At 68.5% G+C, this 15,233-nt stretch carries 15 protein-coding genes; 10 read left to right on the top strand and 5 right to left on the bottom strand.

Annotated features, from left to right (window positions below; genetic code table 11):
• Positions 1-81 precede the first annotated feature (81 nt).
• From WBP48_RS05095 to WBP48_RS05085, 3 genes are all read left to right on the top strand, one after another.
• Positions 82-834 carry a prepilin peptidase gene (locus tag WBP48_RS05095; protein WP_424437027.1) on the top strand — a complete coding sequence of 251 codons (753 nt, stop codon included), beginning with the start codon at positions 82-84 and terminating at the stop codon, positions 832-834.
• 66 nt (positions 835-900) lie between these two features.
• Positions 901-1,914, top strand: coding sequence for a YihY/virulence factor BrkB family protein (locus WBP48_RS05090; RefSeq protein WP_424437024.1), 1,014 nt, complete (start codon positions 901-903; stop codon positions 1,912-1,914).
• 136 nt (positions 1,915-2,050) lie between these two features.
• Positions 2,051-4,525: a glycogen/starch/alpha-glucan phosphorylase gene (locus WBP48_RS05085; RefSeq protein ID WP_424437093.1), complete on the top strand. Its 2,475-nt coding sequence runs from the start codon at positions 2,051-2,053 to the stop codon at positions 4,523-4,525.
• A 212-nt stretch (positions 4,526-4,737) separates the two neighbouring features.
• On the opposite strand, the gene WBP48_RS05080 is transcribed toward WBP48_RS05085, so the two are convergent.
• Positions 4,738-5,472, bottom strand: coding sequence for a glutamine amidotransferase (locus WBP48_RS05080; RefSeq protein ID WP_424437021.1), 735 nt, complete (start codon positions 5,470-5,472; stop codon positions 4,738-4,740).
• Between the two features lie 289 nt (positions 5,473-5,761).
• Here WBP48_RS05080 and WBP48_RS05075 point away from each other — a divergent pair, with 289 nt between their 5' ends.
• Positions 5,762-5,998 (top strand): response regulator, encoded by a 237-nt coding sequence (locus WBP48_RS05075; protein WP_424437018.1) that lies wholly within the window; start codon positions 5,762-5,764, stop codon positions 5,996-5,998.
• Positions 5,999-6,005: 7 nt separating this feature from the next.
• Entirely contained in the window at positions 6,006-6,653 is a 648-nt protein-coding gene (locus tag WBP48_RS05070; protein ID WP_424437015.1) for a CYTH domain-containing protein, read from the top strand.
• A 300-nt stretch (positions 6,654-6,953) separates the two neighbouring features.
• Here the strand turns inward: WBP48_RS05070 and lpdA are convergent, their stop codons facing one another.
• Complete coding sequence (lpdA, locus tag WBP48_RS05065; RefSeq protein ID WP_424437012.1) at positions 6,954-8,354, bottom strand: dihydrolipoyl dehydrogenase; 1,401 nt, start codon at positions 8,352-8,354, stop codon at positions 6,954-6,956.
• 9 nt (positions 8,355-8,363) lie between these two features.
• Positions 8,364-8,948 (bottom strand): copper resistance CopC family protein, encoded by a 585-nt coding sequence (locus WBP48_RS05060; protein ID WP_424437009.1) that lies wholly within the window; start codon positions 8,946-8,948, stop codon positions 8,364-8,366.
• Between the two features lie 121 nt (positions 8,949-9,069).
• On the opposite strand from WBP48_RS05060, the gene WBP48_RS05055 reads away from it, so the two are divergent.
• Positions 9,070-9,465, top strand: a complete 396-nt coding sequence (locus WBP48_RS05055; RefSeq protein WP_424437006.1) for a hypothetical protein — start codon at positions 9,070-9,072, stop codon at positions 9,463-9,465.
• Positions 9,466-9,487: 22 nt separating this feature from the next.
• On the opposite strand, the gene WBP48_RS05050 is transcribed toward WBP48_RS05055, so the two are convergent.
• A complete protein-coding gene (locus WBP48_RS05050) occupies positions 9,488-9,835 on the bottom strand; it encodes a hypothetical protein (RefSeq protein ID WP_424437003.1) in 348 nt (115 codons plus the stop codon).
• Positions 9,836-10,015: 180 nt separating this feature from the next.
• Here WBP48_RS05050 and WBP48_RS05045 point away from each other — a divergent pair, with 180 nt between their 5' ends.
• The 3 genes from WBP48_RS05045 (at position 10,016) to WBP48_RS05035 (ending at position 11,860) form a co-directional block, all read left to right on the top strand.
• Positions 10,016-10,519 carry an FHA domain-containing protein gene (locus WBP48_RS05045; RefSeq protein ID WP_424437000.1) on the top strand — a complete coding sequence of 168 codons (504 nt, stop codon included), beginning with the start codon at positions 10,016-10,018 and terminating at the stop codon, positions 10,517-10,519.
• Positions 10,516-11,202, top strand: coding sequence for a MerR family transcriptional regulator (locus WBP48_RS05040; RefSeq protein ID WP_424436997.1), 687 nt, complete (start codon positions 10,516-10,518; stop codon positions 11,200-11,202). The genes WBP48_RS05045 and WBP48_RS05040 overlap by 4 nt, the downstream gene beginning before the upstream one ends.
• A gap of 112 nt (positions 11,203-11,314) precedes the next feature.
• On the top strand, positions 11,315-11,860 hold the full coding sequence (locus tag WBP48_RS05035) for a MerR family transcriptional regulator (protein ID WP_424436994.1): 546 nt from the start codon (positions 11,315-11,317) through the stop codon (positions 11,858-11,860).
• A 225-nt stretch (positions 11,861-12,085) separates the two neighbouring features.
• On the opposite strand, the gene WBP48_RS05030 is transcribed toward WBP48_RS05035, so the two are convergent.
• Positions 12,086-12,892, bottom strand: coding sequence for a ParA family protein (locus tag WBP48_RS05030; RefSeq protein ID WP_424436991.1), 807 nt, complete (start codon positions 12,890-12,892; stop codon positions 12,086-12,088).
• A 91-nt stretch (positions 12,893-12,983) separates the two neighbouring features.
• On the opposite strand from WBP48_RS05030, the gene WBP48_RS05025 reads away from it, so the two are divergent.
• Positions 12,984-15,233: pyruvate carboxylase (locus tag WBP48_RS05025; RefSeq protein WP_424437090.1), on the top strand; the 2,250-nt coding region annotated here is incomplete at its 3' end.

The following is a 15,233-nucleotide window of genomic DNA, read 5'->3' as shown; positions in this document are numbered from 1 at the left end:
GCATACCCGGCCCCTTTCGTCGCGCCTGCGAGCCTTCGTCCGACGGTAGGGTGACCCCATGCTGCGGCTCGGGTTCGACGGATGACGACGGCAGCGTTCTTGCCTTCGTGGCTCGTCGTCTCGTTCGCGGTGGTGCTCGGGGGCCTCGTCGGATGGTTCCTCGACGTCGTCGTGTGGCGGGTGCCGCGCGGTGTGAGCATCACGAAACCCGGGGGTGCCGACTCGGAGCGCCGCCCGCGCGTCTCGATGCGGCGGCTGCTCCTCGCCCTCGGCACCGCGGCCTCTTTCGTCCTCGTCGCCCTCGGCGCGTATGGCGGCGTCTATCCGGCTGTCGTCGTGCCGCTGCTGCTGTACTGGGCGGCGGTGAGCATCGCCCTGGCGCTGATCGATCTCGAGCATTTCCGGCTGCCGAACGCGATCGTCTTTCCGTCGTACGTCGTCACCGTCGTCGCCCTCGTCATCGCTTCGATTCTCACGGGGGAGTGGGGGCGGCTCCTGCAAGCGACGGCGGGGTTCGCGGGCCTCGGGGTCTTCTTCCTCGCGCTCGCCGTCTCGTCTCCCCGGGGCATGGGATTCGGAGACGTCAAGCTGGCGGGCGCCCTCGGATCCTGGCTCGGCTGGCTCGGCTGGCCGCAGCTGCTCGTCGGAGCGTTCACCGCCTTCATCGGCGGCGGCATTTTCGGGGCCGTGCTCTTGATCGCGCGGCGGGCCACCCGCACGTCCCGCATCCCTTTCGGCCCGTTCATGCTCCTCGGTGCCTGGATCGGGGTTTTCGCCGGTCCCGCACTCGTGGGCTTCTCGCTGTCGCCAACGGCGGTCGGCGGCGCGCCGTGACGAGCGGCCCCCGGCGCGCTGTCAACCCCCGCCGCCGCGCCCGCAGACACCCATAACCTGGGTGGCATGGACATCTCGCGCGCGATCGCCTGGGCGCTGTCGCTGACGCCTGTCCGCGCCTTTCTGCGGTACAGCGAGCGCGGTGGCGCCCTGCTCGCCGACAGCATCACCTACCGCACGCTCTTCAGCGTGTTCGCCGGTGTGCTGCTGGGGTTCTCGATCGCCGCGCTCTGGCTCGCCGGCAACATGCAGGCGTGGAACGCCCTCATCGACGCGGTCGACAACGCCATCCCGGGGCTCGTGGGCGACGGCGGCCTCGTCGACCCCGACAGCATCCATGTCCCCGTGGGACTGTCGATCGCCGGCATCCTCTCGCTGGTCGGTCTCGTCGGCGCCGCGATCGGCGCGATCGGGTCGCTGCGGACGGCGATCCGTGTCATCTGCGACCGTGGCATCGACGACGTCCCCTTCTGGCTCGTGATGCTGCGAAACCTCGCGCTCGCGATCGGCGTCGGTGGCGCCCTCGCCGCGTCGGCAGCGGTCACGATGCTCGGGACGGCGGGACTGGGCGCCGTCGCGGACTGGCTCGGCGTGGGCGCCGGTCACCCGCTCGTATCGTGGGGCAGCCGGTGGCTGGCGATCGGCGTGACCTTCGTGCTGGATGCCGTCGCCATCGCGGTCCTGTTCCGCGTGCTTTCGGGGGTCAAGGCGCGGGCGAGGGCGCTATGGATCGGTGCGCTGCTCGGCGCCGTGGGGCTCACGGTGCTCCAGCAGCTGTCGGGGCTGTTCGTCGGAGGAGCGTCGTCGAACCCCCTGCTCGCGACGTTCGCCGCGCTAATTGCGCTCCTGCTGTGGATCAACCTGTCTGCACAGGTGATCCTCATCGCCTCGGCCTACGTGTACACGCTCGTCCGGGAGGATGCCGACCGGGTCCGTGTCCGCTACGGCGCATCCACGTTCGCCCAGCGGCGCGTACAGACGGCGGAGGATGCCGTCGCGCGCGCAGCCGCGGAGCTGCAGGCCGCGCGCGAGGCGGAGGCCGCCGAACGGACGAAGGCAGAGCGTGTAACGAGCAGGTAATGCTCTCGTGAAGTACGGCCGCTCGATGTGCGCGGAACCCCCTGCGCGCGTTAGCCTCTCATGCGTGTCTGCACCCGAAACCTCACCCGAGACCTCGTCCAAGACTGTGACCGGTCCCACCACCGCACGCCACCCGCTGGGTGCGACCCATCCCCTCGCCCTCGCCCCGGTGACCGGCCCCGCGAGTTCAGTCGACGGATTCGTCCGTCAGTTCCTGCGGAACCTCAACTACGAGCGTGGCGTCGCCTTGTCGGTTTCCAGCGACAACGACCGCTACTACGCGTTCGCGCTGACCGTCCGCGACTATCTCATGGCCCGCTGGCTCGAAGACCTCCGTCGCCAGCGCGAGGTGCAGGCGAAGGGCGTCTGCTACCTCTCCGCCGAATACCTCCTCGGTCGCCAGCTCGACAACAATCTGCTCGCGTCGGGCCTGACCGACATCGCCACCGAGGCGATGGCCGCGTGCGGCATCAACATCGACGACCTGCGTGCGCAGGAGGTCGAGCCCGGCCTCGGCAATGGCGGCCTCGGGCGCCTTGCGGCTTGCTTCATCGACTCCCTCGCGACGATGAGCGTGCCCAACACGGGTTACGGAATCCGCTACGAGTACGGCATCTTCCGGCAGACCTTCGAGGGCGGCCAGCAGGTCGAGCAGCCCGACGCGTGGCTCACCCTCGGCTCCCCGTGGGAGTTCCCCCACCCGGAGTTCTCGCGGCGCATCTCCTTCGGCGGTCACACCGAGACCTACGACGACGACGGCACCCTGCGCACCCGCTGGGTGCCCGGCTGGTACGTGCAGGCCGTGCCGTACAACTACATGGTGCCCGGATATCACAACGGTCGCGTCAACACGCTGCGGCTGTGGAGCGCGAAGGCGACCGACTCGTTCGATCTGCGCGTGTTCAACTCCGGCGACTACGAGGATGCCGTCCGCGCCCAGACCTACGCCGAGAACATCTCCAAGGTGCTCTACCCCGAGGACTCCACTCCGCAGGGTAAGGAACTGCGCTTGCAGCAGCAGTATTTCTTCGTCGCGGCATCCATCGGGGATTTTCTCGACGCAACGCTGCCCGCGGACTTCGACCTGGCGAACCTGCCCGACCGAGTGATCTTCCAGCTCAACGACACGCACCCGGTGATCGGCGTGCCCGAGCTCATGCGCGTCCTCGTGGACGAGCGCAAGTTCGAGTGGGATGCCGCCTGGCAGATCACTCAGAAGTGCTTCGCCTACACGTGCCACACCCTGCTGCCCGAAGCGCTCGAGGTCTGGTCGGTCGACCTCCTCGGCCGGCTGCTGCCGCGGCACCTGGAGATCATCTACCGCATCAACGACGAGTTCCTCGCCGAGGTGCGCGAGCGCTTCGGCGACGACGAGATGCGCATCCGCAACATGTCGATCATCGGCGAGTTCCCCGAGCGCAGCGTCCGGATGGCGTATCTCGCGACCGTCGCCGGCGCCAAGGTCAACGGCGTGGCCGAACTGCACTCGCAGCTGCTGCGCGACAAGGTGCTGCCGGATTTCAACGAGTTCTACCCCGGCAAGTTCACGAACGTGACGAACGGCATCACGCCGCGGCGGTTCATCCGGCTCGCCAACCCCGGCCTGTCCGAACTCATCACGTCTGCCATCGGGGCGGGCTGGCTCACGGACCTGGAGCGGCTGCGTGAGCTCGAGACCTATGCCGAGGATCCGGACTTCCGTGCTGCGTTCGCCGAGGTCAAGACCGAGAACAAGCAGCGCCTGGGCGAAGTGCTGCGCGTGCGCGACGAGTTCGAGATCAGCGACGGCCACCTGCTGGACGTCATGGTCAAGCGCCTGCACGAGTACAAGCGGCAGCTGCTGAAGGTGCTGCACGTCGTGACGCAGTACGAGTCCGTCGTGTCGGGGCGCGTCGCAGCATCCGACATCGTGCCGCGTACCGTGATCTTCGGGGCCAAGGCTGCGCCCGGCTACGTCATGGCCAAGCGGATCATCCACCTCATCAATGCCGTCGGGTCGGTCGTCAATGACGACCCGCGCGTCGAGGGGCGCCTGAAGGTGCTGTTCCCGCCGAACTACAACGTCACGCTCGCGGAGCGCCTGATCCCGGCGGCCGACCTGTCGGAGCAGATCTCACTGGCCGGCAAGGAGGCCTCGGGCACCGGCAACATGAAGTTCGCCCTCAACGGCGCGCTCACGATCGGCACGGACGACGGGGCGAACGTCGAGATCCGCCAGCTCGTCGGAGACGAGAACTTCTTCCTGTTCGGCATGAGCGAGCCCGAGGTCGAGGCCCTGTGGGCGCGCGGCTACAAGCCCGCAGAGTTCTACCAGCACGACGAGAACCTGCGCCGCGCGATCGACCTCATCGCGTCGGGCGCGTTCTCGGGGGGTGATCGGACCGTGTTCGAGCCGATCGTGTCGAACCTGCTGTACGACGACCGCTTCATGGTGCTCGCGGACTACGCCTCGTACCTGTCCGCCCAGGCGAAGGTGGACGAGGCGTACGCGGATCAGGATGCCTGGACGCACGCTGCCATCCTCAACGTGGCCCGCTGCGGGTTCTTCTCGTCCGACCGCTCGATGCGCGACTACATCGACCGCATCTGGCACGCCCACCCCACCCGTTGACGGCGCCCTGGATTGTTCCGAAAGCAGGCTGAATCGTCCGTACGGGGTCGCTGACGGCTCCCCGACGCCGGTTCAGCCTGCTGTTGCGACGGTTGCGCGGCGTTTCGACTCGTTGCGCTCGCGGGGGTGCACGGAGGGGTGAGCCCCCGGTCGCCCCGCGAGGAGCGCCAGCGACGAATCGAAACGTCTGCGGCGCACGGCCCGCTCCCCGCTCAGGGCCGGGCGTAGCGGACGGCGAAGCGGCGCAGGATGCCGCCCGTGTGGACCACCGGCAGCCGCCGTACGGCGGCGAGCGTGAGGTCGAGCTCGTCCGGGCCGAAGTAGCCGTACCCGGCGTACGCCCGGATGCGGGTGGAGATGCCGTCGGCATCGCACTCGGGGTGGAACTGCGTCGCGTACACGTTCTGGCCGACCCGGAACATCTGCACCGGGCACGCGCTGCCCTCAACGAGTAGCGTCGCGGATGCCGGGAGCGTGCTGATCGCCTCCTTGTGCCCGACGAACGCGGCGAACGTGTCGGGCATGTCGGCAAGCAGCGGATCGGTGGCCCCGGCATCCGTCCGGCGCACTTCGATGACGCTGATGGGCTCGCGATACGTGCCGTCGATGACGGCGCCCTCGTGCGCACCGACCGTGCCGATGCCGTAGCAGGCGCCGAAGAACGGGAAGTCCCGCGCGATGACCTCGTCGAGCAGCGCCGACATCTCGGCTTCGACGCGGTGCTGGACCGGCGACTTCTTCTCGGGCGGATCCGACGCGTTGAAGGGACCGCCGCCGACGAAGATCCCGGAGTAGTCGTCGAGGTCGATCGCTCCCAACGGCTCCGCTTCCAGGCGGCGGCGCTCGAGTTCGCTCGGCGCGAGCCCCGTGAACCGGAGGAACAGGTGGTACTCCTCGTCGGCGGGGACGTCCTCGGCGCGCGTCGCGAGCAGCAGGAACGGCTTCATCGCGCGACCGCCTGAACGTCGGTCTCAGCGGCAGCGTCGCCGTCTCCGGCGTCCCTCGACACCCCCACTGCAGGGGAGTCGCGCAGCCCGGTCACGCCGCAATAGTGCACCAGCGCACGCAACGGACGCAACTCGCCGCTGTCGCGCGCATCGAGCGCGGTACGCGGTGTGTGTAGGACGCGTCGGAGGCGCCGAATCGCGGGTGGGATGCCGACGAACCCACACGTCGGCGCCTCCGAACCGGTACAGATCGCGGGTAGGCTAGATGAGTCGATCACAGGAGGTTGGGATGGCTCTGGCACGACTTCACGGTGGCCCACTCGACGGGCAGGTCCTTTCCGTCGACGACGCGGCGCAGGGTTCCCTGATCCTCCCGTATAGCGAGACGCAGGTCGTCTACGAGCGTGAGGGCGCCGTGGCCAACACCGGGGAAGGCGACGGTCCGACCTCTGCCGACTTCCGTTTCCTCGAGGCGGAGGACGAGATCGACCCCGACGCCGACGACGATGACCGCCGCAACGAATGATCCCCGCGTGAGCATCGAGCCCCTCTCGGCGCTGGAGATCGAGCGAAAGTACGACGTCGGGGACGGTACGCCGCTGCCGGACTGGACGGGATTGCCCCGCATCGCGTCCGTCGGTGAGGCTGAGCCCCGCGCCCTCGACGCGCGCTATCTCGACACTCCCGACGGCCGGCTTGCCGCCGCGTTCACCGCGTTGCGGCGCCGCACCGGCGGTCCCGATGAAGGGTGGCACATCAAGCAGTCGACCGCCGAGGGCAAGCTCGAGACGCACTTCCCACTCGATGACCGGGGCGATGTCGGTGCCGATGCCGACACGGACCCCGTCGTGCCGGACGCCGTCCTCGCCGCACTCGCCGAGGTCGCCGCGCCGCCGTTCATCGTGCTCGCACGGATCCGCAACGCGCGAACCGCCTACGCCCTGCACGATGCCGCGGGCGCCGTCGTGGCGGAGTTCGTCGACGACCGCGTCACCGCGACGGACCTCCGCCGCGGTGTGGACACGTCATGGCGTGAGTGGGAGCTCGAGCTCGGCCCCGCCGCTCCCGCCGACCCCGCCGCCCGCGCTGCGCTGTTCGCCGCCGCCGACCGCCTGGTGGTTGAGGCCGGTGGCCGCGTCTCGCCATCCGCCTCGAAGCTCGGCCGCGCCCTCGGCCTCTGACCCGAAAGTCTCGCGACATGAGCCAGACTTCCTCGCCCCAGGGCGCGGCAGCGCCACTGAAAAAGCTGATGCGAAAGTCTCGCCTTCCCGAGGCAGGTTTCCTCGCCCCAGGGCGCGGCCGCGCCCCTGAAAAGCTGACCCGTCGCTCACCCCCGCGACAGAACAACCGGGCGCCGAGAGAATGGGTAAAGACCGTTCTCTCGGCGCGGAGTTGTTCTCTCGCGGCAAAGGAGACTCCCGCGGGACAGGCGAACGCCGCCCCCGGCTTCGGTTGGGGCGGCGTTCGTCGTGGAGCACAGCTTACAAATTGATCATGTGTCCGGCCAGCCCGTGGAAGGCTTCCTGCAGCGCCTCGGACAGCGTCGGGTGGGTGTGGACGTTGCGGGCGAGCTCCAGCGCGGTCAGGTCCCACTTCTGCGCAAGGGTCAACTCTGGCAGCAGCTCCGACACGTCGGGGCCGATCAGGTGGCCGCCCACGAGTTCGAGGTGCTCGGCATCCGCGATGAGCTTGACGAAACCGACCGGCTCGCCAAGTCCGTGCGCCTTGCCGTTGGCCATGAACGGGAAGGTCGCGACTTTATATTCGCGGCCGGTCTCCTTGTACTGCGCCTCCGTGTAGCCGAACGACGCGACCTGGGGAGAGCAGAAGGTCGCGCGCGGCATCATCTTGTAGTCCCCGAGCGCCATCGTCTCGGCCCCGCCGATCGTTTCGGCGGCGACGACGCCCTGCGCCTCGGCGACGTGCGCGAGCTGGAGCTTGGCAGTGACGTCGCCGATGGCGTAGATGCCGGGAACGTTTGTGCGCATGTAGTCGTCGATGTCGATGGCGCCCCGCTCGGTGAGCTTCACTCCGGTGTTCTCCAGGCCGAAGCCTTCGACGCGCGGCGCGAACCCGATCGACATGAGCACCTTGTCGGCGGTGATCGACCCCTGCGCGCCGGTCTTGTTGTCCGAGTAGGTCACGGTGACCGATGAACCGCCGTCGACGACCGATTCGACTTTGGTGGCGACGAGGATGTCGACGCCGAGGTTCTTGTACTGCTTCGCGATCTCCTTGGACACGTCGGCATCCTCGTTCGGCAGCGCACGATCCAGGAACTCGATGATCGTGACCTTCACGCCGTAGTTCGTGAGCACGTAGGCGAACTCCATGCCGATCGCGCCGGCGCCGACGATGACGATGGAGCCGGGCAGTTCACGCGTGAGGATCTGCTCCTCGTATGTCACGACGTTCTCGCTCAGGGTGACCCCCGGCAGCAGCCGCACGGTCGAGCCGGTCGCGATGATGACGTTGTCGAACGTGACCTCTTCGACGCTTCCGTCGGCCTTGGTCACCGCGATCGCCTTCGGCCCGGTGAACGACCCGCGGCCCTCGTACTCGGTGACCTTGTTCTTCTTCATCAGGTAGTGGATGCCCTTGACCCGACCCTCCGCGACGACGCGCGAGCGGTCGAAGGCCGCGCCGAAGTCGAGGGTGAACTCGCCCGAGATGCCGAAGAAGTCGGCCTTGTGCTTGAGCGTGTGGGCGATCTCGGCGTTCTTCAGCAGCGCCTTGCTGGGGATGCAGCCGACGTTGAGGCAGACACCGCCCCAGTACTTCTCTTCGATGATGGCGACCGACTGGCCGAGCTGTGCAGCGCGGACGGCCGCGACATACCCGCCGGGGCCGGCACCGAGGACGACGACGTTGTAATGAGGCATGAGCCCAGCCTAGTTGTCCTCGCGGGCGTTGCGAGCCCTCCTCAGCAGCACGGCGACGAGGGCGCCGAGCAGGCCGATTGCCACGATCCCGAGCACGATCCACCCCACCCGTGACCCGTCCTCGACCGGAGCGGCGGGCGCGGGCGACGCCGTCGGTGTGGGCGTCGTCGCCTCGGCCTCCCCGACCGTGAATGAGAACTCGCCCGAGACCGGATGCCCGTCGCTCGAGACGACACGCCACACCACCGTCACGGTGCCGGATGCCGACCCCGTAAGCCCCTGAGTCAGTCGTGTCCCGTCGAGAACCGGGTCGTCGACGGTGAGCGCGGCGCCCGCGGCGTCCGTCACGACGACCTGGGTCGCGCCGGGCTCGTCCAACAACAGGCCGCTGAAGGTCAGCTGGAGCTCTTGCGGCACGGCGTCGAGGTGTGCGTCCGCCGCCGGATCGGACCCGATCAGCTCGTCGTGCGCCGACGCGGGGGAGGCGACCGACGTCAGCGCGAACGCCACGAACACGGCGAGGACCCACCGCAGTGGACTTCGGCGCCGGCGCGCGACCCGACGCCCCGCCGTGTGAACTCTGTGTGACAGCACACCGAAGAGCCTATCGACGCCTGTTGCGCACCCGGCTGGAGGCATACCATGGCGACATAGGCGGCCGCCCCGACCCGCTCGGGGACCTCCGTCCGCCGGGACTACGGAAAAGGGGTTTCCCATGGACACGATGATGATGGACGCGATGTCCGAGTCGACGATGGCGGGCATGCCTGCGATGGACATGTCGATGATGCAGGCCTGTATGGACGCGTGCGCCGCGTGCGAGCAGGCCTGCACGGTCTGCTCCACCCAGATGATGGACTGCGCGCCGGCGTGCATGAACTGCGCCGACATGTGCAACACGATGATGCGGTCGATGATGCGCATGCAGGGGATGACGCCGGCGTCGATGATGGCGATGCTCGACGCCTGCATCGCGATGTGTCAGACCTGCATGGACATGTGTATGATGCACGCCGACGAGAGCCCGGTGTGCAAGATGTGCGCCGAGTCGTGCCAGGCCTGCATGGAGGCCTGCATGGCGATGAAGGACTCCCTCATGGCGGACGCCTGAGCCGCCGCCTGGTCGCCGCGTCTTACAGCGACAGCGCGTTGAACTGCGTCGCACCGACGCTCAGCACGTGATAGCGCGGGTGGTACGCCACCGGCGTGCCGACCGTGACCGCGCTCGACGCCCCCGCGCCGTTCCACAGTGCGACCGTCGAGCCGTCGAGCGTGTGCAGCACGATGCTGCCCTCGTCGGCATCCGTCGTCGTCACGATCGCATCGACCCATTCCGCCGGCGTCGCCGATACGAGCCGCGCCTGAATGAGGTGTACGGCATGGCCCGGCGCGAATGAGGAGCAGGCGCCGCCGCGCGCGCACATGCAGATCGCGTCCTGACGCACCGGGGCGGGCGTGAGGCGGTTCTGCGAGGCGGACACGTGGACTCCTTTGCGAGGCGGTGACGGATGCCGGGTTGTCCGGCCCTCTTCACGCTAGATCGGTGGGCGTTGCGAAGTCGCGTCGGCCGACACACGGTGCAACAATCGCGGTTGCTCTGCCACGGATCCGGAGCTTCGCCGTGGGAGCTGATCCGTTAGGGTGAGGGGGAGGAGGCCATCGTGGAGCACAACAGCCGAGACGCCGGCGGCGGCATCCATCGCGGCGCGGACGACGGCAGGCCCGCCGATACGACGCAGACGTTCGGGCACGATTCCGACCTCTCGTTCGTGCCGTTCGGAAGCGACCTCACCGACGTCGAGCTCGAGGCGATCCACGCCCTTCCCGCGCGGTCGGCGCTGCTGCTGGTCCGTTCCGGCCCGACGGCCGGTGCGCGCTACCTGCTCGATGCCGACGTGACCACGGTCGGGCGCCACCCCGAGGCCGACATCTTCTTCGACGACGTCACCGTATCGCGGCGGCACGCCGAGATCACAAGGACCGGCAACGTGTTCGAACTCGTCGATCAGCGTTCTCTCAACGGCAGCTACGTCAACGGCGAACGTGTCGACCGCGCAGTCCTCGTCGACGGGGGTGAGGTGCGCATCGGCAAGTTCCGCTTGAACTTCTTCGCGTCGCCGACCGACCGTGACCAGGCGACCTCGGATCAGGCGATTCGAGGGTGACTCCGGCAGCGTCCTCCCGTCCGCGCACGTCGTCGGCGGGCTACCTCAGTATCGGTCAGGTGCTGGCGCGACTGACCCCGGAGTTCCCCGATCTCAGTGCCAGCAAGTTGCGATACCTCGAGGTGCAGGGCATCGTGGAGCCGCTGCGCACGGAGTCCGGCTATCGCAAGTTCGCGCCCGCCGATATGGAGCGGCTGCGCACCGCGTTGACGCTGCAGCGCGACCACGACTTCCGGCTGTGGCGCATTCGCGAGTACCTCGATGAGCAAGAGGTCGGCGGGGCCGGACCTGCCGCGCCCCCGGCATCGATCGTGACGGCGCCGCGTCGCTACCGTCGCGACGAGTTGCTGCAGGCGGCGGGGGCATCGGAAGCGCTGCTGAACGACGCCGTGTCCGCGGGGCTGATCACTGCCGCCGACAGCTTCGATGACCGTGCGTTGAGCGTGCTGCGCGCTCTTGTCGCGCTCGAGGCCCACGCCATCCAGCCGCGCCACATCCGGGGTCTTCGGCAAGCCGCGGAGCGGGAGGTGGCGCTCGTGGAGAGTGCGCTCGCGCCACTGCTGCGGCGAACGGACGGCGCCTCGCGTGCTCGCGCCGCGGAGCTCGCACCCGAGCTCGTGCGACGATTGGAAGAGGTGCGTGCCGCCGTCGTGCACGCCGGGCTGGACCGTCTCGGCACGTGAAGCGTCCACGACACGCCGCAGTCCCGGACGCGGATGTCGTTGCCGGAGGGCGGGTGCTCATCTAGCGTGGAACTACGCAGAATCACACACTGGAGTTCGTCGGGAGGCGAGTATGACCGCGGAAGACGTCCCGGCAGGAGCACCCTTCGCGACCGAGCTCTTGTTCACCGACGGTCTGCCGCAGATGGACGACGAGGTGGGCTATCGCGGCGCCATCGCGGCGCGAGCGGCGGGGATCACCTATCGTCAACTCGACTACTGGGCGCGCACCGAACTCGTCGAGCCCACCGTCCGTGGCGCCAGCGGTTCGGGCTCGCAGCGTCTGTACGGCTTCCGTGACATCCTCGTGCTCAAGCTCGTCAAGCGCCTTCTCGACACCGGCATCTCGCTGCAGCAGATCCGGACCGCTGTCGAACAGCTCCGTGCGGCCGGCATCCGCGACCTCGCGGGGACGACGCTGATGAGCGATGGCGCTTCCGTTTACCTGTGCACGTCGAACGACGAGGTCATCGATCTGGTGAGCCGCGGTCAGGGCGTGTTCGGCATCGCCGTCGGCAAAGTGCTCCACGAGGTGGAGTCGACGCTGCTCGAGTTCGATCCGCAGGTCCCGGATCCCGTCGACGAACTCGCGGCCCGGCGGGCGCAGCGCTCCGCCTGACCCGAAAGTCTCGCCACCTGAGGCAGATTTTCGCGCCCCCACGGCGCGGCAGCGCCGCTGAAAAGCTGATGCGAAAGTCTCGCAACATGTGCCAGACTTTCTCGCCCCCACGGCGCGGCAGCGCCGCTGAAAAGCTGACCCGAAAGTCTCGCATCTCGGGGCAGAGTTTCCCGCCCCACGGCGCGGCAGTGTCCCTGAGAAGCTGACCCGACACCCGGGCTTGTGTCAGGCGCGCTGCTCGCCGGCGGCGATGCGGCCGGTGCGCATGACACGGTCGAGTAGGGCGTCGAAGTCGCTCGCGAGCTCCTGCGCGGAGTCTCCCGGCCAGATGTGCAGCGGCTTCGCCGCGCCCTGCGCCTGTTGCAGTGACGTCCGCTCGGGGAGCTGGGGCGAGAGCACGAGCGGGCCGAACATGTCGCGCAGCTCCTTGATGCGGAACTGGTGTTCGATGGACTGCGGGCGCACGCGATTCACGACGATGCCGAGGGGCTGGAGGCGCGGGGAGAGGCCGCGGCGGATCTCCTCGATGGCACGGAGTGCGCGGTCGGCGGCGGCGACCGAGAACAGGCCCGGCTCGGTCACGACGATGACACGGTCGGATGCGGCCCATGCGGTCCTGGTGAGCGCGTTCAGCGATGGAGCGCAGTCGATCAGGACGAGGTCGTAGTCCGCCTCGATCGTCGCGAGTGCCTCTTCGAGCTTCCAGACATCGCGCACGCTCGGATGCGGACCGTCGAAGTTGATGGCCGACGGGCTGCCGATCATGACGTCGATCGTCCCCGGATGCACCTTCGCCCAGCCGCTGGCTGTGATGGCCTGCTGGACCACCTTCTCCTTCGGATTCGCCAGCACATCGGCGACGTTGAGACGCCCGGCAACCTGGACGTCCATCCCCGTCGACACGTCGGACTGGGGGTCGAGGTCGACGACGAGTGTCCGCACACCCCGGGCGAACGCCGCTGAGGCGAGACCCAGAGTCACGGTCGTCTTGCCGACCCCCCCCTTGAGTGAGGATACGGAGAGAACGTGCACGAACCACTACGTTACCGTCCCCTAGGCTGTGAGGACACTTTGGCGCTCCCGGGCACGATGTCGCGCCCCGGCAACTCTCCGAGAGGTGAGCATGTTCCGAAAGATCCTGGTCGCGAACCGCGGCGAAATCGCCATTCGCGCGTTCCGAGCCGCATACGAGCTGGGGGCACGCACCGTCGCGGTCTTCCCCTGGGAAGATCGCGGGTCGCTGCACCGGCAGAAGGCCGACGAGTCCTACGAGATCGGTGAGCCCGGGCATCCGGTGCGTGCCTACCTCGACGTCGAGGAGATCATCCGAGTTGCGCTCGCCTCGGGTGCCGACGCGATTTACCCGGGGTACGGGTTCCTGTCGGAGAACCCGCACCTGGCCGCCCGTGCCGCCGAGAACGGCATCACCTTCATCGGCCCGCCCGCCCGCGCGCTGGAGATGGCGGGCAACAAGGTCACTGCGAAGGACTACGCGATCGCGGCCGGCGTGCCCGTGCTGCGTTCGACGGACGCCTCCGAAGATGTCGACGCGCTCGTCGCCCACGCCGACGAGATCGGCTTCCCGATCTTCGTGAAGGCCGTCGCGGGCGGTGGCGGCCGCGGCATGCGCCGCGTCGAGACCCGCGACGCGCTGCCACCGGCGATCGCCGAAGCCTCGCGTGAGGCGGCAGCGGCCTTCGGTGACGGCCGGGTGTTCCTCGAGCAGGCGGTTATCCGCCCCCGGCACATCGAGGTGCAGATCCTGGCGGATGCCGCGGGGGAGACGGTCCATCTCTTCGAGCGCGACTGCTCGGTGCAGCGCCGCCACCAGAAGGTCATCGAGATCGCCCCGGCGCCGAACCTCGATCCCGGCATCCGCGAGGCGCTCTATGCCCACGCTGTCGCGTTCGCGCGTTCCATCGGCTACGTCAACGCGGGAACGGTCGAGTTCCTGCTCGAGACGGCGGGCCCCCGCACGGGCGAGGTCGTCTTCATCGAGATGAACCCGCGCATTCAGGTGGAGCACACCGTGACCGAGGAGGTCACCGACGTCGACCTCGTGCAATCGCAGATGCGCATCGCTGCCGGTGAGACGCTCGCCGATCTCGGCCTGCATCAGGAGGACATCCACCTGCGCGGCTTCGCGCTGCAGTCGCGAATCACGACCGAGGACCCGTCGCAGGGATTCCGCCCGGACACCGGCCGCATCACCACCTACCGGTCGCCCGGAGGCGCCGGCATCCGTCTGGACGGCGGTACGACTTCTGCAGGGTCACAGATCAGCCCGCATTTCGACTCGATGCTCGCCAAGCTCACGTGCCGCGGTCGCGACTTCCCGGCCACCGTCGCTCGGGCCCGCCGTGCTCTCGCGGAGTACCGCATTCGCGGCGTTTCGACCAACATCCCGTTCCTGCGCGCCGTGCTCGAAGACCCGGCCTTCGTCGCCGGCGACGTGTCGACGACGTTCATTGAGGAGCGCCCCGAACTGCTGCGTCGGAACCCCTCGCGCGACCGCGCGACGAAGCTGCTCAACTGGCTTGCCGACGTCACCGTGAACCGGCCGTACGGTGAGAAGCCGCTGTCGGTGTCGCCGGGCAGCAAGCTGCCGCAGATCGACCTCAAGGCCCCGCTGCCGAAGGGAAACCGCGACCTGCTGCACGAGCTCGGCCCCGCAGGATTCGCGCAGCAGCTGCGCGCGCAGAAGGCGCTCGCGGTCACCGAGACGACCTTCCGCGATGCTCACCAGTCGCTGCTCGCGACGCGGGTGCGCACGCGCGACCTCGTGCGCGTCGGACCGCACGTCGCCCGGATGACCCCACAGCTGCTCTCCGTCGAGGCGTGGGGCGGCGCGACGTACGACGTCGCGCTGCGCTTCCTCGCGGAGGATCCCTGGGAACGCCTCGAGGCGCTCCGGGACGCGATGCCGAACATTCCGATCCAGATGCTGCTGCGCGGGCGGAACACCGTCGGATACACGCCGCGGCCCACAGCCGTGGCCGAGGCCTTCGTGAAGGAGGCCGCGGCCACGGGCGTCGATATCTTCCGCATTTTCGACGCGCTCAACGACGTCGACCAGATGACACCCGCGATCTCCGCAGTGCTCGAGACGGGCACGGCTGTCGCCGAGGTCGCGGTGTGCTACACCGCCGACCTCCTCGACCCCGCCGAGAAGCTGTACACGCTGGACTACTATCTGGAGCTCTCCGACCGCATCGTCGGGGCGGGGGCGCACATCCTCGCGATCAAGGACATGGCGGGGCTCCTGCGACCGGCGGCGGCGGCGAAGCTGGTCACGGCGCTGCGCGAACGGTTCGACGTCCCCGTGCACGTTCACACGCATGACACGGCGGGCGGGCAGCTCGCGACCCTGCTG

The organism is Microbacterium sp., from assembly GCF_049661145.1.
Taxonomy (GTDB): Bacteria; Actinomycetota; Actinomycetes; order Actinomycetales; family Microbacteriaceae; genus Microbacterium.
Note: the sequence above shows the minus strand (reverse complement) of the source record. Positions and strands in the feature narration are given on the sequence as shown.

Excerpts from the sequence above, each read along its gene's own strand:
- WBP48_RS05035 (WP_424436994.1), top strand. The coding sequence starts at position 11,315 with ATGACCGCGGAAGACGTCCCGGCAGGAGCACCCTTCGCGACCGAGCTC.
- WBP48_RS05090 (WP_424437024.1), top strand. The coding sequence starts at position 901 with ATGGACATCTCGCGCGCGATCGCCTGGGCGCTGTCGCTGACGCCTGTC.
- WBP48_RS05095 (WP_424437027.1), top strand. The coding sequence starts at position 82 with ATGACGACGGCAGCGTTCTTGCCTTCGTGGCTCGTCGTCTCGTTCGCG.
- WBP48_RS05055 (WP_424437006.1), top strand. The coding sequence starts at position 9,070 with ATGGACACGATGATGATGGACGCGATGTCCGAGTCGACGATGGCGGGC.
- WBP48_RS05075 (WP_424437018.1), top strand. The coding sequence starts at position 5,762 with ATGGCTCTGGCACGACTTCACGGTGGCCCACTCGACGGGCAGGTCCTT.
- lpdA (WP_424437012.1), bottom strand. The coding sequence starts at position 8,354 with ATGCCTCATTACAACGTCGTCGTCCTCGGTGCCGGCCCCGGCGGGTAT.
- WBP48_RS05080 (WP_424437021.1), bottom strand. The coding sequence starts at position 5,472 with ATGAAGCCGTTCCTGCTGCTCGCGACGCGCGCCGAGGACGTCCCCGCC.